This is a genomic window from Streptomyces sp. NPDC001714 (genome assembly GCF_042892755.1).
Taxonomy (GTDB): Bacteria; Actinomycetota; Actinomycetes; order Streptomycetales; family Streptomycetaceae; genus Streptomyces.
This window is the reverse complement of the sequence record NZ_JBIAUL010000002.1, coordinates 600,371-621,062: the sequence shown is the minus strand read 5'-3', so window position 1 is coordinate 621,062 and position 20,692 is coordinate 600,371. Positions and strand designations below refer to the sequence as shown.

The following is a 20,692-nucleotide window of genomic DNA, read 5'->3' as shown; positions in this document are numbered from 1 at the left end:
CGAAAACGGTGACGCACACGAGAACGGTGAGGACGTGACCACACCAGTCCTGGAGATCCGCGGCCTGTCCGTGTCGTACCGGACCCGGGGCGGCACGGTGCCGGCCGTGCGCGGCGTGGACCTGGACGTATGGCCAGGGCAGGTGACCGCCGTGGTCGGCGAGTCCGGCTCCGGCAAGAGCACCACCGCACACGCCGTCACCCGGCTGCTGGCGGCGAACGGCACCATCGACGCGGGCACGGTCCGCTTCGGCCGGCACGACCTGGCCACCCTCTCCGAGGCGGAGCTGCGTACCGTGCGCGGCGCGCAGATCGGACTGGTCCCGCAGGATCCGACGGTCTCGCTCAACCCCGTCAAACGGATCGGCGAGCAGGTCGCCGAGGTGCTGCGCATCCACGGCCTGGCGACCCGGCGCGGGGCGGCGGCCGAGGCGGTCGCCGTCCTCGACCGGGCCGGGCTGCCCGACGCGGCCGTCCGGGCCCGGCAGTACCCGCACGAGCTGTCCGGCGGCATGCGGCAACGGGCCCTGATCGCGGTCGCGATCGCGGCGAAGCCCCGGCTGATCATCGCCGACGAGCCGACCAGCGCGCTGGACGTCACCGTGCAGCGGGTCATCCTCGACCATCTCCAGCACCTCACCGAGGAGTCGGGCACCGCGATCCTGCTGGTCACCCACGACCTCGGGGTGGCCGCCGACCGGGCCCAGCGCCTGGTGGTCATGGAGCAGGGCAAGGTCGTCGAGGCGGGCGAGACCCGGGCCGTCCTCGCCGACCCGCAGCACGAGTACACCCGACGGCTGCTGGCCGCCGCCCCGAGCCTGACCACGGCCCGACCCCGTACCCCGGTCTCCACCACCCCGACCGACACGGCGCCTCCCCTGGTCGAGGCACGCAACCTGGTCAAGGAGTTCAGGCTGCCGCGGGCCGACGGCGAGGCCCGCACCCTGCGCGCGGTCGACGACGTCAGCCTCACCCTGCTGCGCGGGCAGACCCTCGCCCTGGTCGGGGAGTCGGGCTCGGGCAAGTCCACCACCGCCCGGCTGCTGCTGCGCCTGGCCGAGGCGACCTCCGGACAGGTGCTGTTCGACGGCACCGACGTCACCACCGCCAAGGGCTCCGAGGTCAGGGAGCTGCGCCGGCGTGCCCAGCTGATCTACCAGAACCCGTACGCCTCGCTCGACCCGCGCTTCTCCATCGGAGAGGTGATCACCGAGCCGCTGCGGGCGTTCAAGGTCGGCGACCGCGCCACCCGGCTCGACCGCGCCCGCGAACTGCTCGACCGGGTCGCGCTGCCCGCCGCGACGCTGGAGCGCCGCCCGGCCGAGCTGTCGGGCGGCCAGCGCCAGCGGGTGGCCATCGCGCGTGCCCTCGCCCTCTCCCCCGACCTGGTGGTGTGCGACGAACCGGTCTCCGCGCTCGACGTGTCCGTCCAGGCCCAGGTCCTCGACCTGCTGGCCGAGTTGCAGGCGAACACGGGCGTGGCGTACCTGTTCATCTCCCACGACCTGGCCGTCGTACGGCAGATCGCGCACCAGGTCGCCGTCATGCGGGCCGGGCGGGTCGTCGAAACGGGTCCGCCCGAGGACCTGTTCTCCGCGCCCCGCCACGCCTACACCCGCGAACTGCTGGCAGCGATACCCGGCAGCCGCGTCCCCTCCCCCGCCACGGCGACCGCCACCGCCCAAGGACCAGCATGAGCACTCCCACCATCGCCTCCCTGGCCTTCCTGACGCCCGGCAACTTCGCGGACGACGACCCCTACCCCGGCCTGGAGGAGACCCTCCAGCTGTTCGAGTACGGCGAGCGGCTCGGCTACGACGGCGCCTGGATCCGGCAGCGCCACCTCGAACACGGCGTCGGTTCGGCGGCCGTGTTCCTCGCCGCGGCCGGCCAGCGGACCGAGCGGATCGAGCTCGGTACGGCCGTCATCCCGATCGGCTACGAGAGCCCGTTCCGGCTCGCGGAGGACCTGGCACTCGCCGACGTCCTGTCCCGGGGCCGGCTCCAGATCGGTTTCAGCACCGGCATGCCGCACGCGGACCTGCTCGGCGACCTCGTGTACGACGGCGACTGGCGCGGCTTCGACCTGTCGTACGGCAGGATCGCCCGGCTCGTGGAGAACCTGCGCGGCGACTACCTCGGCGGCCCGGACACCGTCATCCACTCACCGGGCAACGTCCAGCGCCCCCGGCTGCAACCGCACAACCCCGGCCTGGCACGCCGCATCTGGTACGGCGGCGGCAGCCTGCGCTCGGTCCGCTGGGCCGGCGAGCAGGGCCTTGGCCTGCTGTCCGGGAACATCGTCACCGGCGAGGGCACCGACGACTTCACCACGGCCCAGCTGAACCTGCTGTCGGAGTACCGGCGCGCACTGCCGCCGGACCGAACGCCGCGCGTGGCCGTGGGCCGGGTGATCGTCCCCCTCGACAGCGCCGACGCCGCCACCCGCGCCCGCTACCGGGCCTACGCGGCGAGCCGTCACGAGCGGACCCTCGCGCCGCAGGGCCCGAGGCGCATCCTGTTCGCCCCGGACGTCGTCGGGACCGCGGAGCAGATCCTGGAAGCGCTCACGACCGATCCGGTGCTCGCCGAAGTATCCGAGCTGCGCCTGGAGTTGCCGTACGAGTTCCACCGGGAGGAGTACGAGCAGATCCTGCACGACGTACGGCACCTCGTCGCGCCCGAGCTCGGCCGGCACCCCGAGGCTGCCCAGGCAGGAGCCGGGCGAGCCCCGGACGTCACGCGCCGGGGGCCGGAAGTGCGTACAGGCGGGGCAGGTTGACCACGATCGCCTCCTGGGTGCTGCGGGCGATGAGGAGCACGGCCTCCTCGGCGGGGTGCGGGTCCCCTCGCGGTGCGGCACGAACGGGGGGACGAAGATGTAGTGGCCCGGCGAGGTGCGCAGCCGTACCTCCTCGGGCTGCTCGCCCGTGTCGTCCAGGAAGACGAACTCGGGGTGCCCGGACCACGCGGCGGTGCGGGGCTCGGATCCGCAGTCACGGCCTGCAGCGATCATGCAGCACCTGGTCCCTGGCCACGCCCCCTCGCACGGCCCGGCGCCCAAGCCGTCAGACGCCGGACGTGGACTCTTCATCCTGAAGCGCGGCAAGTGCGGCCGCCAGCTTGCCGCGGCCGGTGATGCCCAGGCGTGGGTAGATGCGGTAGAGGTGCGCTCCGACGGTGCGGTGCGAGATGAACAGGCGCTGGCCGATCTCCCGGTTGCTCAGCCCCCGCGACGCCAGCACGGCTATCTGCATCTCCTGGGCGGACAGCTGATCGCCCGTGTTCGCGTGCCGTCGACCGCTCGACTCGCCGGTGGCACGCAGCTGCTCGCGGGCCATCTCGGCCCAGGGCTGCGCGCCGACCCGGTCGAACTCGGCGCGGGCGAGCCGAAGCGGGTGCCGGGCGTCGACGTTGCGGCGCTGGCGGCGCAGCCATCGGCCGTGGTGCAGACGGAGCCGGGCACGCGACAGCGTCCAGGCGGCCGGCAGTGCGGTCAGGGCCGCGGCGTAACGCTCCTCCGTGGTGTCGTCCGGAGCCAGCACCGCGTCGGTGTAGGCATGCGCCACCACCATCATTTCCGAGGGCAGCCGCCCGGCCAGCTCCGGAAGACCGGCCAGTAGATCCCGGGCCTGCCGCACGGTGCCCGCGGCGACCGCGGCATCCGCCAGGTCCGGCGCGAGCAGCCAGCGGCTCACCGAGTGGTAGTGCGGATCCGCGGGATCGAAGGCGCGCGCCAGCACGTCGTACGCCTCCGTGGCGCGACCGTCGAAGAGCGCGAGCAGGCCGTCGGTCTGCTGTGCCATCACGGTGACGAACGGCATTTCCAGGAACAGGCTGTGCGTGCGCAGTTCGCCGGTCGTGCGCGTCGCCTGCTCGGTTTCCCCGCGCAGCGCCGCCACCAGGCCGGACGTAGCCTTCAACCCGAGCCAGACGATCCACTCCCCGGTCTCCTCGGCCAGGGCCAGTCCTTCGGCGGACTCCTCGCGAGCCCGCTCAAGCTGACCGAGGTACACCTGCGGCCAGCCGGCGGCCAGTGAACGGGCGAGCAGCCCGAGCCGGCCCTGCGAACGCCATGCCGCGGCCGCCGCCGCGAGATACTGGACGGCGCGGCTGACGTCGCCCGTCACCATCGCGCCGCTGCCGAGGAAGTGCAGGATCCGGCCGTCCTGATGGTCTGTTCCGATGCCGCCGAGCCGCGCGATCACGTCGGCCCCGTGCCGGTACGGCTCGGTGTACGCCCGCACCGCGAGCACGTGGGGGGCGTTCGGATCGGGATTCCATCGATCGAGTTCCGCTGCGGCCCGGGCCCGCACCTGCGCGTCGCCGTCCTGGAAGAAGCACCGCGCGCTGGCTCGCCACAGCAGGTTCTCCGCGACGTCTGCGGCTCCCGCGTCGAAGGCTCCGGCCGCCGCGGTGACCATGTCCTGGATCCGTCGCTCCGGCTCGCCCGGTTCGAAAGCAGAACTGTCCGACACCACCATCAGGCGAGCCCGGTCGACCGGGTCCAGCACGCGCATGTCCATGCGGTCCAGCAGTGTTCGGACGCTGATGCGGTGGTTGATCTCGCTGGACAGCTCGGCCGCCCGGACCAGGATGCCGGTCCGTCGCTGTGCATCGAGGACGAGGTCGGCCGCCTGACGCAGCGCCGGGACGGCCGCGGCCGCCTTCCCTGCGGCCTGCGAGGCATCGGCGAAACGCTCGAGCCGAGCGGCCAGCTCCTCGTCCGGCCCGATGGTGGCCGCTGCCTCGTGAGCGAGTTGGCGCTCGGGGGTGTCTTCCATCACCGCTGCGAGGGCCCGGTGGGTGGCCAGCCGGTCGGCGAGTGTCGCGTGGGTGTAGATCGCCGTGCGCATCAGCGGATGGCGGAACTCGGCGGTGAAACCGGCCAGGGTGACCAGATCCGCGTCGACCGCCTCCTGCACCGCGTCCACGGAGACCGCCGAGCCGGAGAGGCGGCTCGCCAGATCCAGCAGGAGGTTCAGGGGCGCGGCCGGCTCGGCGGCCAGGACCAGGAGCAACGTGCGGCACTCCCGGCTCACGGAATCGGTACGTGCGGAGAACGCGTCCTCCAGCCGCTGGGTCAGCGGCAGGTCGTCCAGCTGCGCGGTCACGCCCTGGACGGCCTTGGGCAGCTCCACCAGGGCCAGCGGATTGCCCGCGGCACGCTCCAGGATGAGCGCCCGCAACGGCGGCGGCAGGTCGGGCGCGGCGGCGTCGAGCAGCTCGGCGGCGGCCGGCCGGCTGAGCGGTGACAGGGGAAGGTCCAGGTGTCCGTACGACTCGGAGTACTGGACCCGGGCGCCGGCGAGCACCTGTATGGCGAGGTCATGGGTACGCCGGGCGACGAACTTGAGCACGTCCCGGCTCGAGGAGTCGATCCACTGCAGGTCGTCCACCAGCAGCAGGAGCGGCTGGAGGCTGGCCTCGTCGGCGAGCAGTTCGAGCACGGCCAGTCCGACCCGGTATATCTCCGGCTCGGTGTCCCTGGCACTGAACGCGGCGCTCAGCGCCAACCGGTGCGGCTCCGACAGGTCCTTCATGCCACGGGCGACCGGCTGCAGCAGCATCTGCAGCGCGGCGAACGGCAGCCACTGCTCGGGCTCCACACCGGAGGTGCGGAGCACCTTGAAGCCGCTTTCGGCGGCCTCGGCCCCGATCGTGCGCAGCAGTGCCGACTTGCCGACACCGGCGGCGCCGTGGACCAGCAGTGCACCGCCGTGCCCGGCCGCAGCGTCCGCGAGCAGACCCCGCAGGGTGCGCAGTTCCTCGTCCCGCCCAATCACCCGCGTGCGGATCCCGCCTTCTGCGGGGTTCGCGACAACCGCGTCCCGACACGTGCGCCCGCGGGATGCTCAGGCGCCGGACGTCCATTCATCGGCACGACAAGCAGGGGGCACAGCACGTGAAGCTTCTCTCCGCCAGGGGGTGGTCCGCTCAGCATGCTACTCGTCGGGTGCGGCCCGCCTGTCGGTGAGGGTGGACCATCAGTCGAACGACTCTTTTACGTCACGTCTCGTCCGACCACCGACCGACAGGACTTTCCAACCCCAGAAAGCTCCTCTCCTCCCCGAGGGGCACGACTTCGAAGGTGGAGGTCAGGAATTCATCGATCACTACCGCGGACGCGGCTACGACGAACGTTTCCCAGCCCGACCGGAACGACAGGTACACCAACCCATGGCCACGGATTTCGTCGGGCCAGACCTGCACATCACCGAAACCGTCGAGCCGCCGCCTGCCGGAGGCCAGGAGCTCGCGGCCGAACTCCCACTCGACGACCGGATCACTGCCCGCGTTGAACGCCATGGTCACGGAGTACGGCTCCGCGCTGTCGTAGCGGAGATCCGTCAGGACCGGCAGCGGCGTCCCCTCTTCGAGAAGAGCCACAACCGTTCGACATGTCACCGGCTCCGGCTCGACACCCCACCTCGCGTGGCCGTCCGACCCGGCTTTGCGAGCACACCCTGGCTCGTCATCGGTGTCGAAGACCTTGCCGCTCATGATTCGTCCTCTCTCGTCTTCCCGTCGCGACAGCCGTGGATCGGCGCCCACGGAGCCGTGCACAGGGCATGGGCCGGCTCGCTGCTACGAGCCTGGAGAGGGCTGAGAGGCAATGCATCAGTCAAGTGACTACGAGGGCACGGCTCAGGCCGGATCGCGGCTCCTCAGCCCACCCTCGACCGGCTCACATGAAACCGTCTCGAATGCACCTATGGCTGTAATGTGACCTCATGACCACCCACGCACCTCACGAAGCCGCCCCGTCAGCCACCTCACGCGCCACCGACCGCCCCGGGGACGCCTCACCTTTCGCTCTCGCCCTGTTGTTGCGGCGGGCGCACTGGCGGGTGGCCGGGGTGATGACGGAGGCGCTGCGCCCGCTGGGTATCGAGTTGCGGCATTTCGCGGTGCTGCTGGTACTGGTCGACCGGGGACCCACGGTGCAGCGGGACCTGGGTCCGGCGACGGGGTCGGACAAGGCGGGTGTCATGAGGGTCGTGGACGATCTGGAACGGATGGGACTGGCCGTCCGCAAGGCGGTTCCGGGAGACCGGCGGGTGCGGGCTGTGGAGATCACACCCCGGGGTGTCGAGCTGTTCGACGCGGCGCATGTGGCGGCGGAGCCGGTGGCCGAGCGCCTGGTGGCCGGTCTGGAGCCGGGCGAACGCGAGCAGCTGACGGGACTGCTGACCCGGTTCGCCCACCCCACCGAGCAGGACAAGGCATGAACACGCCCACCCCCTCTCCACCGCCGTCCCACTCGTCCGAGATGGTATTGACCGATACTATTTCGAGTGAGACGATCGTGGAGATGTCAAGCAGAAAGGGGTGCAGGCGATCATGAACGTCTACGAGGCCGTCGCGAGTCGGCGAGCCGTGCGGGCATTCACCGACCAGCAGGTACCGCGGGAGGTGCTGGAGCGCGTGCTGTCCGCCGCGGCCTGGGCACCATCCGCATCGAACCTCCAGCCGTGGCGCGTCTACGTCCTGACCGGCCGACCGCTGGCCGAGCTAAAGAAGCGCGCCGGCGAACGCATAGCCGCAGGCGACCCCTGGGACGAACCCGAGTACGAGCAGTACCCCCCAGCCCTCAAGAGCCCTTACCAGGAGCGCCGATCCGGGTTCGGCGAGCAGCGCTACGGCGCGCTCGGCATTCCGCGCGAGGACCTGGAGGCGCGGCAGAGGGCCGCTGCCGCGAACTGGGACTGCTTCGGGGCACCCGCCGCCCTGTTCTGCTACGTCGACCGCTGCATGGGCCGGCCCCAGTGGTCGGACCTGGGGATGTATCTGCAGTCCGTGATGCTGCTGCTCCGCGTCGAAGGGCTGCACAGCTGCACGCAGATGGCCTGGGCGAAGTACCACAAGACCGTCGCGGAGGTCCTGTCGCCGCCGGATGAACTCCTTCTCTTCTGCGGCATGTCGATCGGGCACGAGGACGTCACGGCAAGCCAACCTCGTATCGGCCGGGCGCCACTTGAGGAGACAGTCACGTTCGTCGGCGGCTGCTGACCCGGCGGCGCCGGCGGTCAGAGCGAGCCGTCGCCCTGCCGTGACGGGCCCCCGTGCGAGCCGGAGTCCGGGAGGGTGGGGGGCTGGTTCCAGGACCGCAGCTTGTCGGGATTGAGGACGACCCACACCTGCGCGACATGGTGTTCAGCGATGTCGAGGCTGATGACAGCGGCGACCTGGCGGTCGTAACGGACGACGAGCCCGGTACGCCCGTTGACGGAGTGGGTGGTCAGGGTGGTGCGAGGGTGGCGGGCCAGGAGCGTCAGCAGGCTGTGGGCGACCTGACGGCTGCCGTGCACCGGCCTGCTCAGTGCGCGGACCTTGCCGCCGCCGTCGAAGAACGCCGTGGCGTCCGGACACAGCAGCGACTCGAGCAGTTCGGCGTCCTCGTCCACGCAGGCCTGGCCGACGGTGCGGGCGAGGAGATCCTGTTCGTCTGGAGGGGTGGAGCGCGAGCGCTGCATCCGAAGGCTGCGGCGGGCCCGGTCGGCGAGCTCGGCGCACTCGGGCTCCGGACGTCCCACGATGTCGGCCACCGTGTCGGAGGCCATCCCGAAGACGTCGTTGAGCACGAACGCCGCCCGCTCGGCCGGCGACAGGGAGTCCAGCGCGTTCAGCAGAACCCGGCTGACCTCCTCCGCCAGGCCCGCCTGAGCGCCCTCGGCGTCTCCCGGTTCCGTGGGGTGCTCCGCCGTCCGGTCCAGCCGACCGGTCAGCCCACGACGGGGGCGTGCGAGCAGGCCCAGGCAGATCCCGCCCGCGGTCTTCGTGAGCCAGTGCCGGGGAGCCGTGATCCGGCCACGCTCCACGTCGGACAGCCCGTACCACCGACGGTAGCTCTCACCGACCACGTTCTCCGCCTCGCGGGAGTCGCCCAGCATCCAGTAGGTGACTTCCAGCAGGTGCCGCCGTTCGTCGAGCAACTCCGCGACCGGCACGGCGTCAGCGTCGTCCATTTGACTTTCTCCCCCTCACCAGGCGCAGCGCAACACAGACCTGTACGTTCTTCGGCTCAATCCTCTGACCGGGCATGCACGCGTCGTGTGACACCGGCCGTCTCCCGCGACCGCGCATCTCAGGAATGCATCGGGCGGGAGCCCATCTCGTCACACAAGCCGGGGACAACCGGTCTTCCCTCACGCCGGTGTGACCAGAACGTCGAAAGGGAGGGCCTGGCTGTGCTCGTTGTTCCGGATCCGAAGGTCGTCAGAGGACTGCTGACCCGGTACGCGTGCCTGCGGATCGCGCTCGCCGAGAACGAGGGGCGGGAGAGGGCACGCGAGCTTGAGGACGTGAGTTACACGCTGTGCATCACGATGGGAGCCCGGACCGTCGACGAGGCCATAGCGGCCGCGGACACGCTGCTGGTGGCCCAGGCCGCCGGGCGGGGCGGTGTCCAGGAGCCGGACGGCGAGGACGGTCCGCCGACGACCCCGTCCGACTGCTCAGCGCCCGGTGACATCCCCTCCGTCGCTCCGTAGAAAACCGTCCTCACCCGTTTCCATACGGCCGTGTGCGAACCGGTCCCCGTCCGGGCGTGTTCATGCCTTGTCCTGCTCGGTGGGGTGGGCGAACCGGGTCAGCAGTCCCGTCAGCTGCTCGCGTTCGCCCGGCTCCAGACCGGCCACCAGGCGCTCGGCCACCGGCTCCGCCGCCACATGCGCCGCGTCGAACAGCTCGACACCCCGGGGTGTGATCTCCACAGCCCGCACCCGCCGGTCTCCCGGAACCGCCTTGCGGACGGCCAGTCCCATCCGTTCCAGATCGTCCACGACCCTCATGACACCCGCCTTGTCCGACCCCGTCGCCGGACCCAGGTCCCGCTGCACCGTGGGTCCCCGGTCGACCAGTACCAGCAGCACCGCGAAATGCCGCAACTCGATACCCAGCGGGCGCAGCGTCTCCGTCATCACCCCGGCCACCCGCCAGTGCGCCCGCCGCAACAACAGGCCGAGAGCGAAAGGCGAGGCGTCCCCGGGGCGGTCGGTGGCACGCGAGGCGGCCGAGGGGTGCGGAGTGTCGGCTGTCACAACCCCACGCTATCAGCCGTCCACTCACCCGATACGGTAGCGATTGACACGAAAGGAGAGCGGTCCCGTCTTCGGCGCACCTCGGCCCAGCTCCCGGTTCCGGGCCGCTCGCCACGCGCGCGCGGCCGCGCCCCCGGTCACTGCTCACGCGGTGACAGGGCGCCCCGGGCGGTCGTAGCGATCACGAGCCTCGACAACCGTCTCCGGGGCGATCGCGTCCTGGCGCGCCAACCGGTCCAGGGCGGCCATGACGATCGACTCGGCGTCGACGTGGAAATAGCGGCGTACGGCATCACGGGTGTCCGACAGCCCGAAGCCGTCCGTGCCCAGCGACGTGTAGTCCTGCTCGACCCACTGGCTGATCTGGTCGGGCACCTGCCGCATCCAGTCGCTGACGGCCAGGACGGGCCCTTGAGCGGTTCGTGCCCACCGCGCGAGTTCCCGAACAGATCGGTGAGTTGGGCGTCGCTGAGCCGTGCGGCGATGCCGGGGAGCGCGTCGCCGGTGAAGAAGTGGTTGCGGATGTAGGCGGCGTCCCGCGCGGCGTACGAGTGCATCTGGGCGTCGGGCACCGCGCCGAGGCGGTGGACGAGGGCGCCGGTGGTGTCCTGTCGCAGCACACCGTCCCAGGCCTCGCCCCAGAGGGACTTCACCACGTTCCAGCCCGCTCCGCGGAACCGGCCCTCAAGTTCCTGGACGATCTTGGAATTCGACCGTACCGGGCCGTCCAGGCGCTGGAGGTTGCAGTTGATGACAAAGGTGAGGTTGTCGAGCCCCTCGCGGGCGGCGAGCGCCAGCGCGGCCATCGCCTCGGGCTCGTCCGTTTCCCCGTCCCCGAGGAATGCCCAGACACGGGACCCGGAGGTGTCCTTGACACCGCGAGCGTGCAGGTAGCGATTGAACCGGGCCTGGTAGATGGCGGCGAGCGGACCGAGTCCCATGGAGACGGTCGGAAACTCCCACAGCCACGGCAGGCGGCGAGGGTGGGGGTAGGACGGCAGGCCGTGACCGCCGGCCTCGCGTCGGAAACCGTCCAACTGCTGCTCGTCCAGGCGCCCTTCGAGGAACACTCGGGCGTAGATGCCGGGCGACGCATGTCCCTGCACGTACAGCTGGTCGCCCGAACCGTCCACACCCTTGCCTTTGAAGAAGTGATGGAACCCGATCTCGTAGAGCCATGCCGCCGACGCGTAGGTGGCTATGTGACCGCCGAGCCCCAGGCGGGAGCCGCGTGTCACCATCGCTGCCGCATTCCAGCGGTTCACCGCGGTGATCCTGGTCTCCAGGGCGACATCACCGGGAAAGGCGGGCTGTGCGGACGCCGGGATCGCGTTGATGTAGTCCGAGGACAGGAGTCCCGGCAGTGCGATCCCGGACCTGGCCGCGTACTCGTGCACGCGGCGCAGCAGGTACATCGCCCGATCCGGACCCGCGTGCCGCACGACGGCGTCGAGGGATGCCTGCCATTCGGCCGTCTCCTCGGTGTCCCTGTCGGGTAGCTGGTCGAGTTCGCTCGCCTCGGAGAAAGTCGTGCCGTTCCTGTGACCGTCTTCGGCACATGGACGACGTGTCCGCCGGCCCCCGTGCGGTGATCGGCGTCTCGCGATCAAGGTGGGCGCACAACTCGCGAGCCCTCGAACCGGGCGCGGTGACGACATGACGACTGAGACCCAGGTCACATCAGGCTTCGGTGTCACACCTCGGCGGGTTGCCCGGTCAGTAGTGCGTACCAGCAATTCCGCAAGGAGGATCCATGGACGCGCGTCTCAACTACTACGGCAATCCGCTCGCGGGCAAGGTGCTCAAGCACCTCGTCTCGGCCAGCAAGGCGCTGTCGGACTCGACGCTGCCGGCCACCGTCCAGCATCTGGTGGAGGTGCGCGCCAGCCAGATCAACGGCTGCGGCTTCTGCACCGACATGCACACCAAGGAGGCCACCCACGCCGGGGAGACCTCGGTGCGGCTCAACCTGATCGCCGCCTGGCGGGAGGCTACGGTCTTCACCGAGGCCGAGCGCGCGGCGCTGGAGCTGGCCGAGCAGGGCACCCGCGTCGCGGACGCGGCCGGTGGTGTCACCGACGAGGCCTGGGCGAACGCCGCGAAGCACTTCGACGAGGACCAACTCGCCGCGCTGACCAGCCTGATTGCCGTCATCAACGCCTACAACCGCATCAACATCATCACCCAGCAGCCGGCCGGCGGCTACAAGGTCGGCATGTTCGGCTGAGCTGGAAGCCGCGGCCGGATGCCGGATGCCGGATGCCGGGAGGCAGCCGGGCAGGGACAACCCTTGTCCCGTCATCGATGCCTTCGGCGCGGAGAACGACGTTCGGGCGCCGGCCGACTGCGCTCAAGCAGGTGGTCGGCCGAGCCGGTTTCCTCGGAGCCCGGCACCGCTGCGCCGACGTCGCCGCTCCCGGCACCGCAGCCGACCGAACGGTGGCGGGCGAGCACCGGCCCGCCGCGTGTGACGCGGGAGGCTCGCGGCCTGTCACAGAAGTGGGCCGCGTTCTGTCTTCGCTGTAGACCAAGTCGTTGTGAGCCTGGAACCGCTGACGCGAGCTCGTCCGTTCCGGGCCGGTACACGGAGGTAGCACCATGCACGAAATGCACTCAGAGGACGGATTCGGACCGAAGATGCTGGCGGACATCAAGCCGCCTTTCATTCCCGAGGGCGCTTCGGGAATGACCGTCCTCGTCGAGTGGGCTCCCGGTGACCCCGGGACTCCTCCGCACCGCCACTCGGGGCCGTGTTTCGGCTACGTCATCGAAGGAGCGGTCCGGTGGGAGCTCGAGGGCGAGCCGGAGCACGTGATCAAGGCCGGCGAGACGTTCTGGGAGCCGGGCGGTGAGGTGATCCACTACCAGAACGGCAACGCCTCCTCGGAGGTGCCGGCCAAGTACATCGTGTTCATGATGTGCGCGCCGAACCAGCCGATGCTCACGCTGGTCGACGACGAGGAGCTGGAGAAGCGGGCCCACCTGCGGGCCCCCCGCCCCACCGACTGAGCGCCCGTCTGCGCGCAGGCCGGTTCCCGACGGAGTCACGGGACCTTGGCCGGCGACAGCGAGCAGCCTCTCCCCTGCGCACCGCCATGGATCTCGCCATGGCGGTGCCGTCGTATGAACGGCCGCCCCGGACGGCCGCACGGCGCCCCCCCGGACGCCCCGACCGCGCCCTGGTCAGGAAAGCCAGTCGGTGTAGCGGGTGGGCGCGAGGTGCGCGTTCTTGTCGGTGAGGACGTCGCCCTTGACCACGGCGAACATACCGGCGGTGGGGTCGGTGACGACGGTACGGGGGTCGCCCTTGTGGGACAGAGTGATCCGGCCCAGTTCGTCCAGGGAGAAGATCTCGGGGCCGGCGATGTTGCGGATCCCGTTCAGCGGGGCGCCGGCGGCCACCTCCGCCACCGCGTGCGCCACGTCCTTGGAGGCGATGGGCTGAATGGGCGTGGCGGGAAGCCGGACGGTGTCCGCGTCGGCGGTCCAGGACAGCACCGCATCCATGAAGTCCATGAACTGCGTGGCCCGGACGATCGAATAGGGGATCGGCCCGTCCGCGAGGATCTTCTCCTGGAGCGCCTTGGCGCGGTAGTAGTCCAGCTCGGGCACCTGGTCCGTGCCGACGATCGAGAGGATGACGAAGTGGCCGACGCCGCCCTTGTCGGCCGCCGCCAGGAGGTTGTCCATCGAGGTCTGGAAGAACGCGAGGGAGGCGTCGTCGAAGGTCGGGGAGTTCGTCAGGTTGATGACGACGTCGGCTCCCATGACCGCCTCGTCCAGGCCCTGACCGCTGAGGATGTCGACTCCTGTGGACTGCGAGTGCGGCACCGCCTCGTGCCCGGCGGCGTTCAACTCCTTGACGACCTGCGACCCGATCAGTCCCGTACCGCCGATGACCGCGAACTTCATGACATGCCCTTCCGCCGGTACCGTGTCCGGAATGTTACGTAAGACACTATATGTGGGCACCAAGGGTTCGGCTCGGACACATGTCAGGGTGCGCAGCAGCCTCCGCCGGCCGCGGGGCGACCCACCCGCACCCGCCTCGACGGCGACTGTCACAACGGCGGGGATCTGTCGGTCAACTGACTGTCCGCATCTGGAAACCCTCCATACGCGAAGGTGCCCCCTATGGCATTCGACATCACCGGTCCGTCGGGTTCTGCCCATGGCCGCCCGGAATCCCGCAGTGCACGGCGGCTCGGTACAAACAGGCCGCGGGGTGCACACAGGCCGACCAACGTGAGCCCTACCGCGTCGTTTTCGGCCCAGCGCCCGGCCGTGCACTGCGACGCCGACGGAGACAGGCCGTGAACGAGCCGACCCGGTTGCCCGATCTGTCCACCGACAAGGACTTCGGCGGAGAGGCTTTCGCGCCGATCTACACCACCACCGTGACGGTGAACGGGGGGATGGCGCATCACGGGCGGGCCTCGGGAAGGGCCCGCTCGGGCGACGGCGTCCTGGATCTCGACCTGCGCATGCCGGCGGAACTGGGCGGAGACGGCCAGGGGACGAATCCCGAGCAGTTGTTCGCCGCCGGTATTGCCGCCTGTTTCCACGGGGCGCTGAGTCTGGTAGCGCGGCAGGCCGCACTGGACCCCGCGGCGATCTCCGTGGAAGCGACCGTGGCTTTTGGACGGGACCCGGAAGACGGCGGCTACCTGTTGCACGTCGACCTTGAGGTCAAGTGGCCGGACATCGACCTTGCCGTCGCCGCCCCGCTCGTGGAGAAGGCCGATTCGCTCTGCCCCTACACGAAGATGGCCCTGCGGGGAACACCGACGAGCATCAGGCTGGCCTCATAGCCGACGGCGTCGGCTGCTTGCCCGGCCGTATGTCGTTTCGACGGCTGTCGTGTGTCTCGTGCTTGCACACGACAGCCGTCGAAAGAGTGCCGCCCACCACTCCCCACCACCACCGATACCGGCCGCCGGAAGGCGACGTTCACAGCGCATCCGGGGCCACGGGCGGAACGTCGGAGCCCGATTCCAGCGCGCTCCTGCTCTGCTTGATGATCTCCTGGACGTGCAGCTCGATCTCCTGCGGATTCAGGCCGAGCGCCTTGCCTATGTGCACCGCCCAGATCTCGGCACGAAGATTGGTCTCGAAATCCAGATCGGCCCGGACGTTCTCCCGTGCGGCTTGCCGGTTCTGGCTCACCATGACGAAGGTGGACAGGAAGATGGCCTCAAGGCTCACGATCATGGTGAGCAGCCCGAACGGGTAGGGGTCGAAGACCGCTGCGGCGCCGAACAGCCTGAGGTTGAGCGCGATCCACACCGCGAACCAGACGGCATGCACGTAGACGAAGCCCATCGTGCCCGCGAAGGCCGTGATCGCGTCCGCGAACCGGTCCTGCGACGTGCGCACCCTGGCGAGCACCAGCCGCTCGTGGCGCGCACGGAGGTCGAGGCGGTCAGTGCCGCCGGAAGCGGAGCGCGGCCGGGAGGCCCGGCCTTCGGATCGAACGGTCATGCGTGCTTACACCCTCATTCCCTCGCCGAGGACGCCATCGCCACCGGCCACCCATGGCCTCGGCACGACCAGGTGGGGGCGCCCGGAACGCCCTCACGCCCGGAGGACACCTGGGAGTACGACCGGAGGTATGACCGTGGAACCCACGAGATTGTGACGGCCGACGCCTGAGCCGGGCGCTGTCACAGATTCCGGGACGGCCTGGTCCTAGTGGGTGACAATCCCACGGCGATCGGAGTAGGTCGTGACTCTCACCGAACAACGTATTTCCGCCACGGTGCTGGTGATCGGAACCGGAGGTGCCGGGCTGCGCGCAGCGATCGAACTGGCCGAGGCCGGTGTCGACGTCCTTGCGGTCGGCAAGCGCCCCAAGGAGGACGCGCACACGGCGCTCGCCGCCGGAGGAATCAATGCCGCGCTCGGCACCATGGATCCCGAGGACAGCTGGCAGCAGCACGCGGCCGACACGCTCAAGGAGAGCTACCTGCTCGCCGATCCCCGCACCGTGGAGATCGTCACCCAGGGCGCCGCCCAGGGCATCGGCGACCTGGAGCGCTACGGCATGGCCTTCGCCCGTGAGGAGGACGGACGGATCTCCCAGCGCTTCTTCGGCGCTCACACGTTCCGGCGGACCGCGTTCGCCGGCGACTACACCGGTCTGGAGATCCAGCGCACGCTCATCCGGCGCGCGGACCAGCTGAACATTCCGGTGCTCGACGGTGTCTACATCACCCGGCTGCTGGTCCACGACGGCGCCGTCTTCGGTGCCTACGGCTTCGATCTCACCCATGGCACGCGGTACCTGATCCACGCCGACGCGGTCATCCTCGCCGCGGGTGGTCACACCCGCATCTGGCGGCGGACGTCCTCCCGGCGCGACGAGAACACAGGCGACTCGTTCCGCCTGGCCGTGGAGGCCGGCGCCCGGCTTCGCGACCCCGAGCTGGTGCAGTTCCATCCTTCCGGGATCATCGAGCCCGAGAACGCGGCAGGCACCCTCGTCAGCGAGGCCGCGCGCGGTGAGGGCGGCATCCTGCGCAACGCGCTCGGCGAGCGGTTCATGAACCGCTACGACCCCGCCCGCATGGAGCTGTCGACCCGCGACCGCGTGGCCCTGGCCTCCTACACGGAGATCAAGGAAGGGCGGGGCACGCCCAAGGGCGGAGTGTGGCTCGACGTCTCCCATCTGCCACGGCAGACGATCATGACGCGTCTCCCCCGCGTCTACCAGACCCTGCTCGATCTGCAGATGCTGGACATCACCCGCGATCCGATCGAGATCGCGCCCACCGCGCACTACTCCATGGGCGGGGTGTGGGTACGCCCCGAGGACCACAGCACCGACGTGCGCGGCCTGTACGCCATCGGTGAGGCGTCGAGCGGCCTGCACGGTGCCAACCGCCTCGGCGGGAACAGTCTCATCGAACTGCTGGTCTTCGGCCGTATCACGGGCCAGGCGGCCGCCGCCTACTCTCGGTCCCTGACCGCCCAGCCGCGGTCGGCGTCGGCTGTCGCACAGGCCCGCGCGGAGATCGACGAGCTGCTGGTGGCCGACGGACCGGAGAACGTCCGCGCCCTGCAGCGCGCCATCCGCAACACCATGACCGAGCACGCCGGAGTCGTACGCGACGAAGAAGGCCTGCGCGCCGGGCTCGCGGAGCTCGCGGCGATCGAGAAGCGGATGGAGGACGTCGGCGTCCACCCGGACATCGCCGGCTTCCAGGACCTCGCACACGCCTTTGATCTCAGGTCCGCGGCGCTGGCGGCCCGGGCCACCCTCGAAGCGGCACTTGAGCGCCGGGAGACCCGCGGCTGCCACAACCGCAGCGACTACCCCCACATGGACCCCGCTCAGCAGGTCAACCTCGTGTGGTCGCCCACGACCGGTATCACCCGGGAGAGCATTCCTGCCATCCCCGACGAGATTTCCTCCCTGATGGCAGAGGTCTCGACCGACGGAAAGCTCGCCGAATAACGCCGGGAGCCGGTCCCGGCACTTTCTCGATTCTTGCAATGAATACCCACGAAGAACACCTACGAAAGGACACCGCCATGAAGGTCGCAGTGATCGGTGGAACCGGGCTCATCGGCTCGAAGCTGGTGGGCAAGCTCGACGAGTACGGGCACGAGGCGCTCGCGGCCTCGCCCCACACCGGCGTCAACACCCTGACCGGTGAAGGGCTGCCCGAGGCACTGCGGGGCGCGTCGGTCGTGGTCGATGTGTCGAACTCCCCCTCGTGGGCCGACGAAGACGTCATGAACTTCTTCCGCACCTCGACCGCCAACCTTCTGCGTGCCGAGGCGGACGCCGGTGTGACGCACCACGTCGCGTTGTCCGTGGTCGGTACCGACCGCCTTCAGGAGAGCGGCTACTTCCGTGCCAAGCAGGCGCAGGAAGAGCTGATCAAGGCCTCCGGCATCCCGTACTCCATCGTTCACGCCACTCAGTTCTTCGAGTTCGTGAGCGGGATCGCGGACATCTCGACGGAGGGCGACACCGTGCGCCTGGCCCCCGTCAGGTTCCAGCCCGTCCACTCCGACGACGTGGCCGCGGCCGTCGGCCGCACCGCGGTGGGCGCCCCGGTCAACGGCGTGGTGGAGGTCGCCGGCCCGGACGTCTTCCAGCTCGACGAACTCATCCGTCAGCTGCTCGCCGACAAGGACGACACGCGCACGGTCGTCACGGACCCGAGCGCCCCGTACTCCGGTGCCGAGCTGGAGGAGACCACGCTCGTGCCGGGTCCTGACGCGCACATCGCCGGGACCCGGTTCACCGACTGGCTCGGGCAGCAGCGATAAGCCCTGCGAGCGGCCCCTGGCGGCAGTCAGGGGCAGGCCGGACCCGACCGCGTGAAACCCACCGCCTTTCGCGCCGCCCCCTCATCACCACGGCGGCCCGCACCAGCTGATCCGTACACGGCCCTCGCGATCGAGGCTTCCGGGACAGAGCTCTCGGGACTGGTCGATGGGAAGAAGCACCACCCTCGACGACACCGTCGAGGCTGCCCGCTGTTCCGGAAACCGCTCAGCGCTCACCGGCCGGTCCCGGCCACAGCGCCCGCACCGCGTCAGGCACCTCGGCCACCACCGCCGGATCGAGCAGAGCCACTTGCAGGATGTAGCCGGGGAGGACGGAGAGCATCGTCGAGGCGATCCCCTCTGCGGTCGCGTTCGTCGGCAGACCGCCCCGCTCCTGGTGGTCGCGGACCAGAGTGACGAGATTGGCGCGCATGCCGCCCATGAGGTCGTCGAGCTTGCGCGCCAGCGAGCGGTTGCGCATGGCCTCTCCCCAGACCAGAACCGCGAGGCCGGCCACGTCCTCCTCGGCGGACTTGACCCGGATCACGTCGAGCAGTTCCGCCATGACCTCCCCCATGGACCGGCCCCGCCGGTTCGCGGCGACGGCGACCGTGATGTCCAGGACATCGCGCATGTTCTCCTCGGCGATCGCGAGGATCATCTCGTCCTTGCTGGTGAAGTGCCGATACACCGCGCCCGCGGACAGCCCCGACTCCGCGAACAGGTCCTGCATGGACGTGGAGTGGAACCCGTCACGCAGGAAGCAACGGCGCGCCGCGTCCAGGATCTGCTTGCGGCGGGCGTCCATGTGCTGCTGAGTGACCTTGGGCATGAGACAAGAATACCAAAGAAAACGAACGTTCGTGTTGACGTTTGCCGACCCCACAGGCCAGACTGAACCCTCAAGAAAAACGATCATTCCTTTTTATGAGAGGGCGGGCCGTGAGGAACCCCTTGTCAGGACACCAGACATGGCGGGAAGTAGCCATTGCCGCCGTGGTGCTGCCCATAGTGATCACTCTGGCGGTGATGACGTTCGCCTGGCCGGCGGGGCGGATCTCGCCGCGCGACGTCCCGGTCGGGATCGTGGGCACGGGGCCGGCCAGTCAGCACGCGGTGGAGAAACTGACTCAGCAGAAGCCCGGCGCCTTCGACTTCCGCCTCTACCCCGACCAGCGCGCGGCGCGGTCGGCGATCAGGAACCGGGATGTCTACGGAGCCTTCGCCATCTCCGGCCACGGCATCACCGTACTGACGGCCACCGCCGCAAGCCCCTCCGTGGCCCAGCTCCTGACCGATGTCGGACAGCAGCTGGCGGACAAGGCCTCCGAGCAGGCGACCGCCCGGCAGAAGGCTGCCGAGCAGAAGGCCGGCGGCGCGCGTTCGCCGGCGAAGGCCCACAAGCAGGCAGCCGCCCAGCAGGGAGCCGCCGGCGCTGATGCCCCGGTGAGGATCCTCGCGAAGTCGGTCGACGTGGTGCCCGTCGCCGCGGACGACCCTCGGGGTGTGGTGTTCAGCTCATCGGTCTTCCCGCTCACGATCTGCGGCATCCTGATCGGGGCGTTCGTCACGATGGCTCGCGGCCTGGCACGCCCGCGGCACCGGGTGCTGACGCTTCTCGTCGCATGCGCCGTCGCGGCCCTCGGCGTCTATGTCGTGGCCCAGGGTTTCCTCGGGGCGCTGCCCCACAACCACGTGGCCACGTGGGCGATCCTGACCCTCGACCTGCTCTCCGTCAGCGCCACCGCCGCCGGTGTGATCCGGCTCCTGGGGCCGGCAGGCCTCGGGCTCAGCGCCGCGCTCATGGTCTTCGTCGGAAACGCCTTCTCCGGCGCCACCTCCGCTCCGGAGATGCTTCCCAAGGGCGTGGACTACGTCGGACAGTGGCTGCCCCCAGGCGCCGGTGCCGGCCTGCTGCGCGACATCACGTACTTCGACGGCAACGCCGACGCCGGTCACCTTGCCGTCCTCGTCCTGTGGACCGTCTGCGGGCTCACGGCGGTCATGTGCGGCCACTGGGTCATCAGGGAAGGCCGCGGCACGAAGAGCGGTGCGCCGGCTTCCGGAGAGCTGCTCCCGGCACCGCCCGGGTCCGGCACCGCCCTGACGGTGCGGCGCCACGCGCACGCGCACGCCCGTCGCCATGACGGGGAGGACTGATACCGAGCGCTTCATGTGCGCGCTCACGACTTGGCCGCCGGGAACTTAAGGCCGATACCGAAGACCGATGAGGCGCTGACGCGCGCCGGCAACTCCCCGAGCGCACGGCCGCCCGCAGGAGCCGACAACCCCGTTGGCGGGGACGCACCACCAACCGGGGAAGCGGCCCGGCCGACTCCCGACACAGCTACGGCTACGACCACACCCACG

18 protein-coding genes and 2 pseudogenes are annotated in these 20,692 nt (G+C 70.0%); 11 read left to right on the top strand and 9 right to left on the bottom strand.

All coding sequences use genetic code 11. The annotated features are described in order from the left end of the window. The first annotated feature begins 34 nt into the window (after positions 1 to 34). Together ACFY0P_RS07415 and ACFY0P_RS07410 are read left to right on the top strand one after the other, a co-directional pair. A complete protein-coding gene (locus ACFY0P_RS07415; RefSeq protein ID WP_388908332.1) occupies positions 35 to 1,696 on the top strand; it encodes a dipeptide ABC transporter ATP-binding protein in 1,662 nt (553 codons plus the stop codon). Further along, on the top strand, positions 1,693 to 2,781 hold the full coding sequence (locus ACFY0P_RS07410; protein WP_388908330.1) for an LLM class flavin-dependent oxidoreductase: 1,089 nt from the start codon (positions 1,693 to 1,695) through the stop codon (positions 2,779 to 2,781). The genes ACFY0P_RS07415 and ACFY0P_RS07410 overlap by 4 nt, the downstream gene beginning before the upstream one ends. Here ACFY0P_RS07410 and ACFY0P_RS07405 read toward each other — a convergent pair. The 3 genes and pseudogenes from ACFY0P_RS07405 to ACFY0P_RS07395 form a co-directional block, all read right to left on the bottom strand. After that, positions 2,738 to 3,093: pseudogene (locus ACFY0P_RS07405) on the bottom strand (hypothetical protein). The gene ACFY0P_RS07410 and the pseudogene ACFY0P_RS07405 sit on opposite strands and share 44 nt — an antisense overlap. Then, on the bottom strand, positions 3,068 to 5,785 hold the full coding sequence (locus ACFY0P_RS07400) for an AAA family ATPase (RefSeq protein WP_388908328.1): 2,718 nt from the start codon (positions 5,783 to 5,785) through the stop codon (positions 3,068 to 3,070). The pseudogene ACFY0P_RS07405 and the gene ACFY0P_RS07400 overlap by 26 nt, the downstream one beginning before the upstream one ends. 223 nt (positions 5,786 to 6,008) lie before the next feature. Beyond that, positions 6,009 to 6,503 carry an SsgA family sporulation/cell division regulator gene (locus tag ACFY0P_RS07395; protein ID WP_388908326.1) on the bottom strand — a complete coding sequence of 165 codons (495 nt, stop codon included), beginning with the start codon at positions 6,501 to 6,503 and terminating at the stop codon, positions 6,009 to 6,011. A gap of 230 nt (positions 6,504 to 6,733) precedes the next feature. On the opposite strand from ACFY0P_RS07395, the gene ACFY0P_RS07390 reads away from it, so the two are divergent. Both ACFY0P_RS07390 and ACFY0P_RS07385 read left to right on the top strand, forming a co-directional pair. Further along, positions 6,734 to 7,231 (top strand): MarR family winged helix-turn-helix transcriptional regulator, encoded by a 498-nt coding sequence (locus ACFY0P_RS07390; RefSeq protein WP_388908324.1) that lies wholly within the window; start codon positions 6,734 to 6,736, stop codon positions 7,229 to 7,231. Positions 7,232 to 7,343: 112 nt separating this feature from the next. Further along, positions 7,344 to 8,012: a nitroreductase gene (locus ACFY0P_RS07385; protein ID WP_388908322.1), complete on the top strand. Its 669-nt coding sequence runs from the start codon at positions 7,344 to 7,346 to the stop codon at positions 8,010 to 8,012. 17 nt (positions 8,013 to 8,029) lie between these two features. Here the strand turns inward: ACFY0P_RS07385 and ACFY0P_RS07380 are convergent, their stop codons facing one another. Next, entirely contained in the window at positions 8,030 to 8,968 is a 939-nt protein-coding gene (locus ACFY0P_RS07380; RefSeq protein WP_388908321.1) for a sigma factor-like helix-turn-helix DNA-binding protein, read from the bottom strand. Positions 8,969 to 9,190: 222 nt separating this feature from the next. On the opposite strand from ACFY0P_RS07380, the gene ACFY0P_RS07375 reads away from it, so the two are divergent. Next, positions 9,191 to 9,493 carry a DUF5133 domain-containing protein gene (locus ACFY0P_RS07375; protein ID WP_388908319.1) on the top strand — a complete coding sequence of 101 codons (303 nt, stop codon included), beginning with the start codon at positions 9,191 to 9,193 and terminating at the stop codon, positions 9,491 to 9,493. A 60-nt stretch (positions 9,494 to 9,553) separates the two neighbouring features. Here the strand turns inward: ACFY0P_RS07375 and ACFY0P_RS07370 are convergent, their stop codons facing one another. After that, a complete protein-coding gene (locus tag ACFY0P_RS07370; RefSeq protein ID WP_388908317.1) occupies positions 9,554 to 10,042 on the bottom strand; it encodes a MarR family winged helix-turn-helix transcriptional regulator in 489 nt (162 codons plus the stop codon). A 410-nt stretch (positions 10,043 to 10,452) separates the two neighbouring features. Continuing rightward, positions 10,453 to 11,556: pseudogene (locus ACFY0P_RS07365) on the bottom strand (pyruvate dehydrogenase (acetyl-transferring), homodimeric type); the annotation flags it as partial. A gap of 239 nt (positions 11,557 to 11,795) precedes the next feature. On the opposite strand from ACFY0P_RS07365, the gene ACFY0P_RS07360 reads away from it, so the two are divergent. Next, positions 11,796 to 12,269 (top strand): carboxymuconolactone decarboxylase family protein, encoded by a 474-nt coding sequence (locus ACFY0P_RS07360; RefSeq protein WP_132890954.1) that lies wholly within the window; start codon positions 11,796 to 11,798, stop codon positions 12,267 to 12,269. A gap of 371 nt (positions 12,270 to 12,640) precedes the next feature. After that, on the top strand, positions 12,641 to 13,051 hold the full coding sequence (locus tag ACFY0P_RS07355) for a cupin domain-containing protein (protein ID WP_388908315.1): 411 nt from the start codon (positions 12,641 to 12,643) through the stop codon (positions 13,049 to 13,051). Positions 13,052 to 13,225: 174 nt separating this feature from the next. Here the strand turns inward: ACFY0P_RS07355 and ACFY0P_RS07350 are convergent, their stop codons facing one another. Continuing rightward, complete coding sequence (locus ACFY0P_RS07350; RefSeq protein ID WP_388908313.1) at positions 13,226 to 13,954, bottom strand: SDR family oxidoreductase; 729 nt, start codon at positions 13,952 to 13,954, stop codon at positions 13,226 to 13,228. A 419-nt stretch (positions 13,955 to 14,373) separates the two neighbouring features. Between ACFY0P_RS07350 and ACFY0P_RS07345 the strand changes: the two genes are divergently transcribed. After that, positions 14,374 to 14,853, top strand: coding sequence for an Ohr family peroxiredoxin (locus ACFY0P_RS07345; protein ID WP_388908852.1), 480 nt, complete (start codon positions 14,374 to 14,376; stop codon positions 14,851 to 14,853). Positions 14,854 to 14,992: 139 nt separating this feature from the next. Here ACFY0P_RS07345 and ACFY0P_RS07340 read toward each other — a convergent pair whose 3' ends face one another. Beyond that, positions 14,993 to 15,523, bottom strand: coding sequence for a DUF1003 domain-containing protein (locus tag ACFY0P_RS07340; RefSeq protein WP_388908311.1), 531 nt, complete (start codon positions 15,521 to 15,523; stop codon positions 14,993 to 14,995). A gap of 244 nt (positions 15,524 to 15,767) precedes the next feature. Between ACFY0P_RS07340 and ACFY0P_RS07335 the strand changes: the two genes are divergently transcribed. Continuing rightward, entirely contained in the window at positions 15,768 to 17,498 is a 1,731-nt protein-coding gene (locus ACFY0P_RS07335; RefSeq protein WP_388908309.1) for an L-aspartate oxidase, read from the top strand. Between the two features lie 77 nt (positions 17,499 to 17,575). After that, positions 17,576 to 18,322 carry an SDR family oxidoreductase gene (locus ACFY0P_RS07330; RefSeq protein ID WP_388908307.1) on the top strand — a complete coding sequence of 249 codons (747 nt, stop codon included), beginning with the start codon at positions 17,576 to 17,578 and terminating at the stop codon, positions 18,320 to 18,322. Positions 18,323 to 18,548: 226 nt separating this feature from the next. Here ACFY0P_RS07330 and ACFY0P_RS07325 read toward each other — a convergent pair whose 3' ends face one another. Further along, complete coding sequence (locus tag ACFY0P_RS07325; RefSeq protein ID WP_388908305.1) at positions 18,549 to 19,154, bottom strand: TetR/AcrR family transcriptional regulator; 606 nt, start codon at positions 19,152 to 19,154, stop codon at positions 18,549 to 18,551. Between the two features lie 164 nt (positions 19,155 to 19,318). Between ACFY0P_RS07325 and ACFY0P_RS07320 the strand changes: the two genes are divergently transcribed. Continuing rightward, on the top strand, positions 19,319 to 20,482 hold the full coding sequence (locus ACFY0P_RS07320) for an ABC transporter permease (RefSeq protein ID WP_388908303.1): 1,164 nt from the start codon (positions 19,319 to 19,321) through the stop codon (positions 20,480 to 20,482). Positions 20,483 to 20,692: the final 210 nt, after the last annotated feature.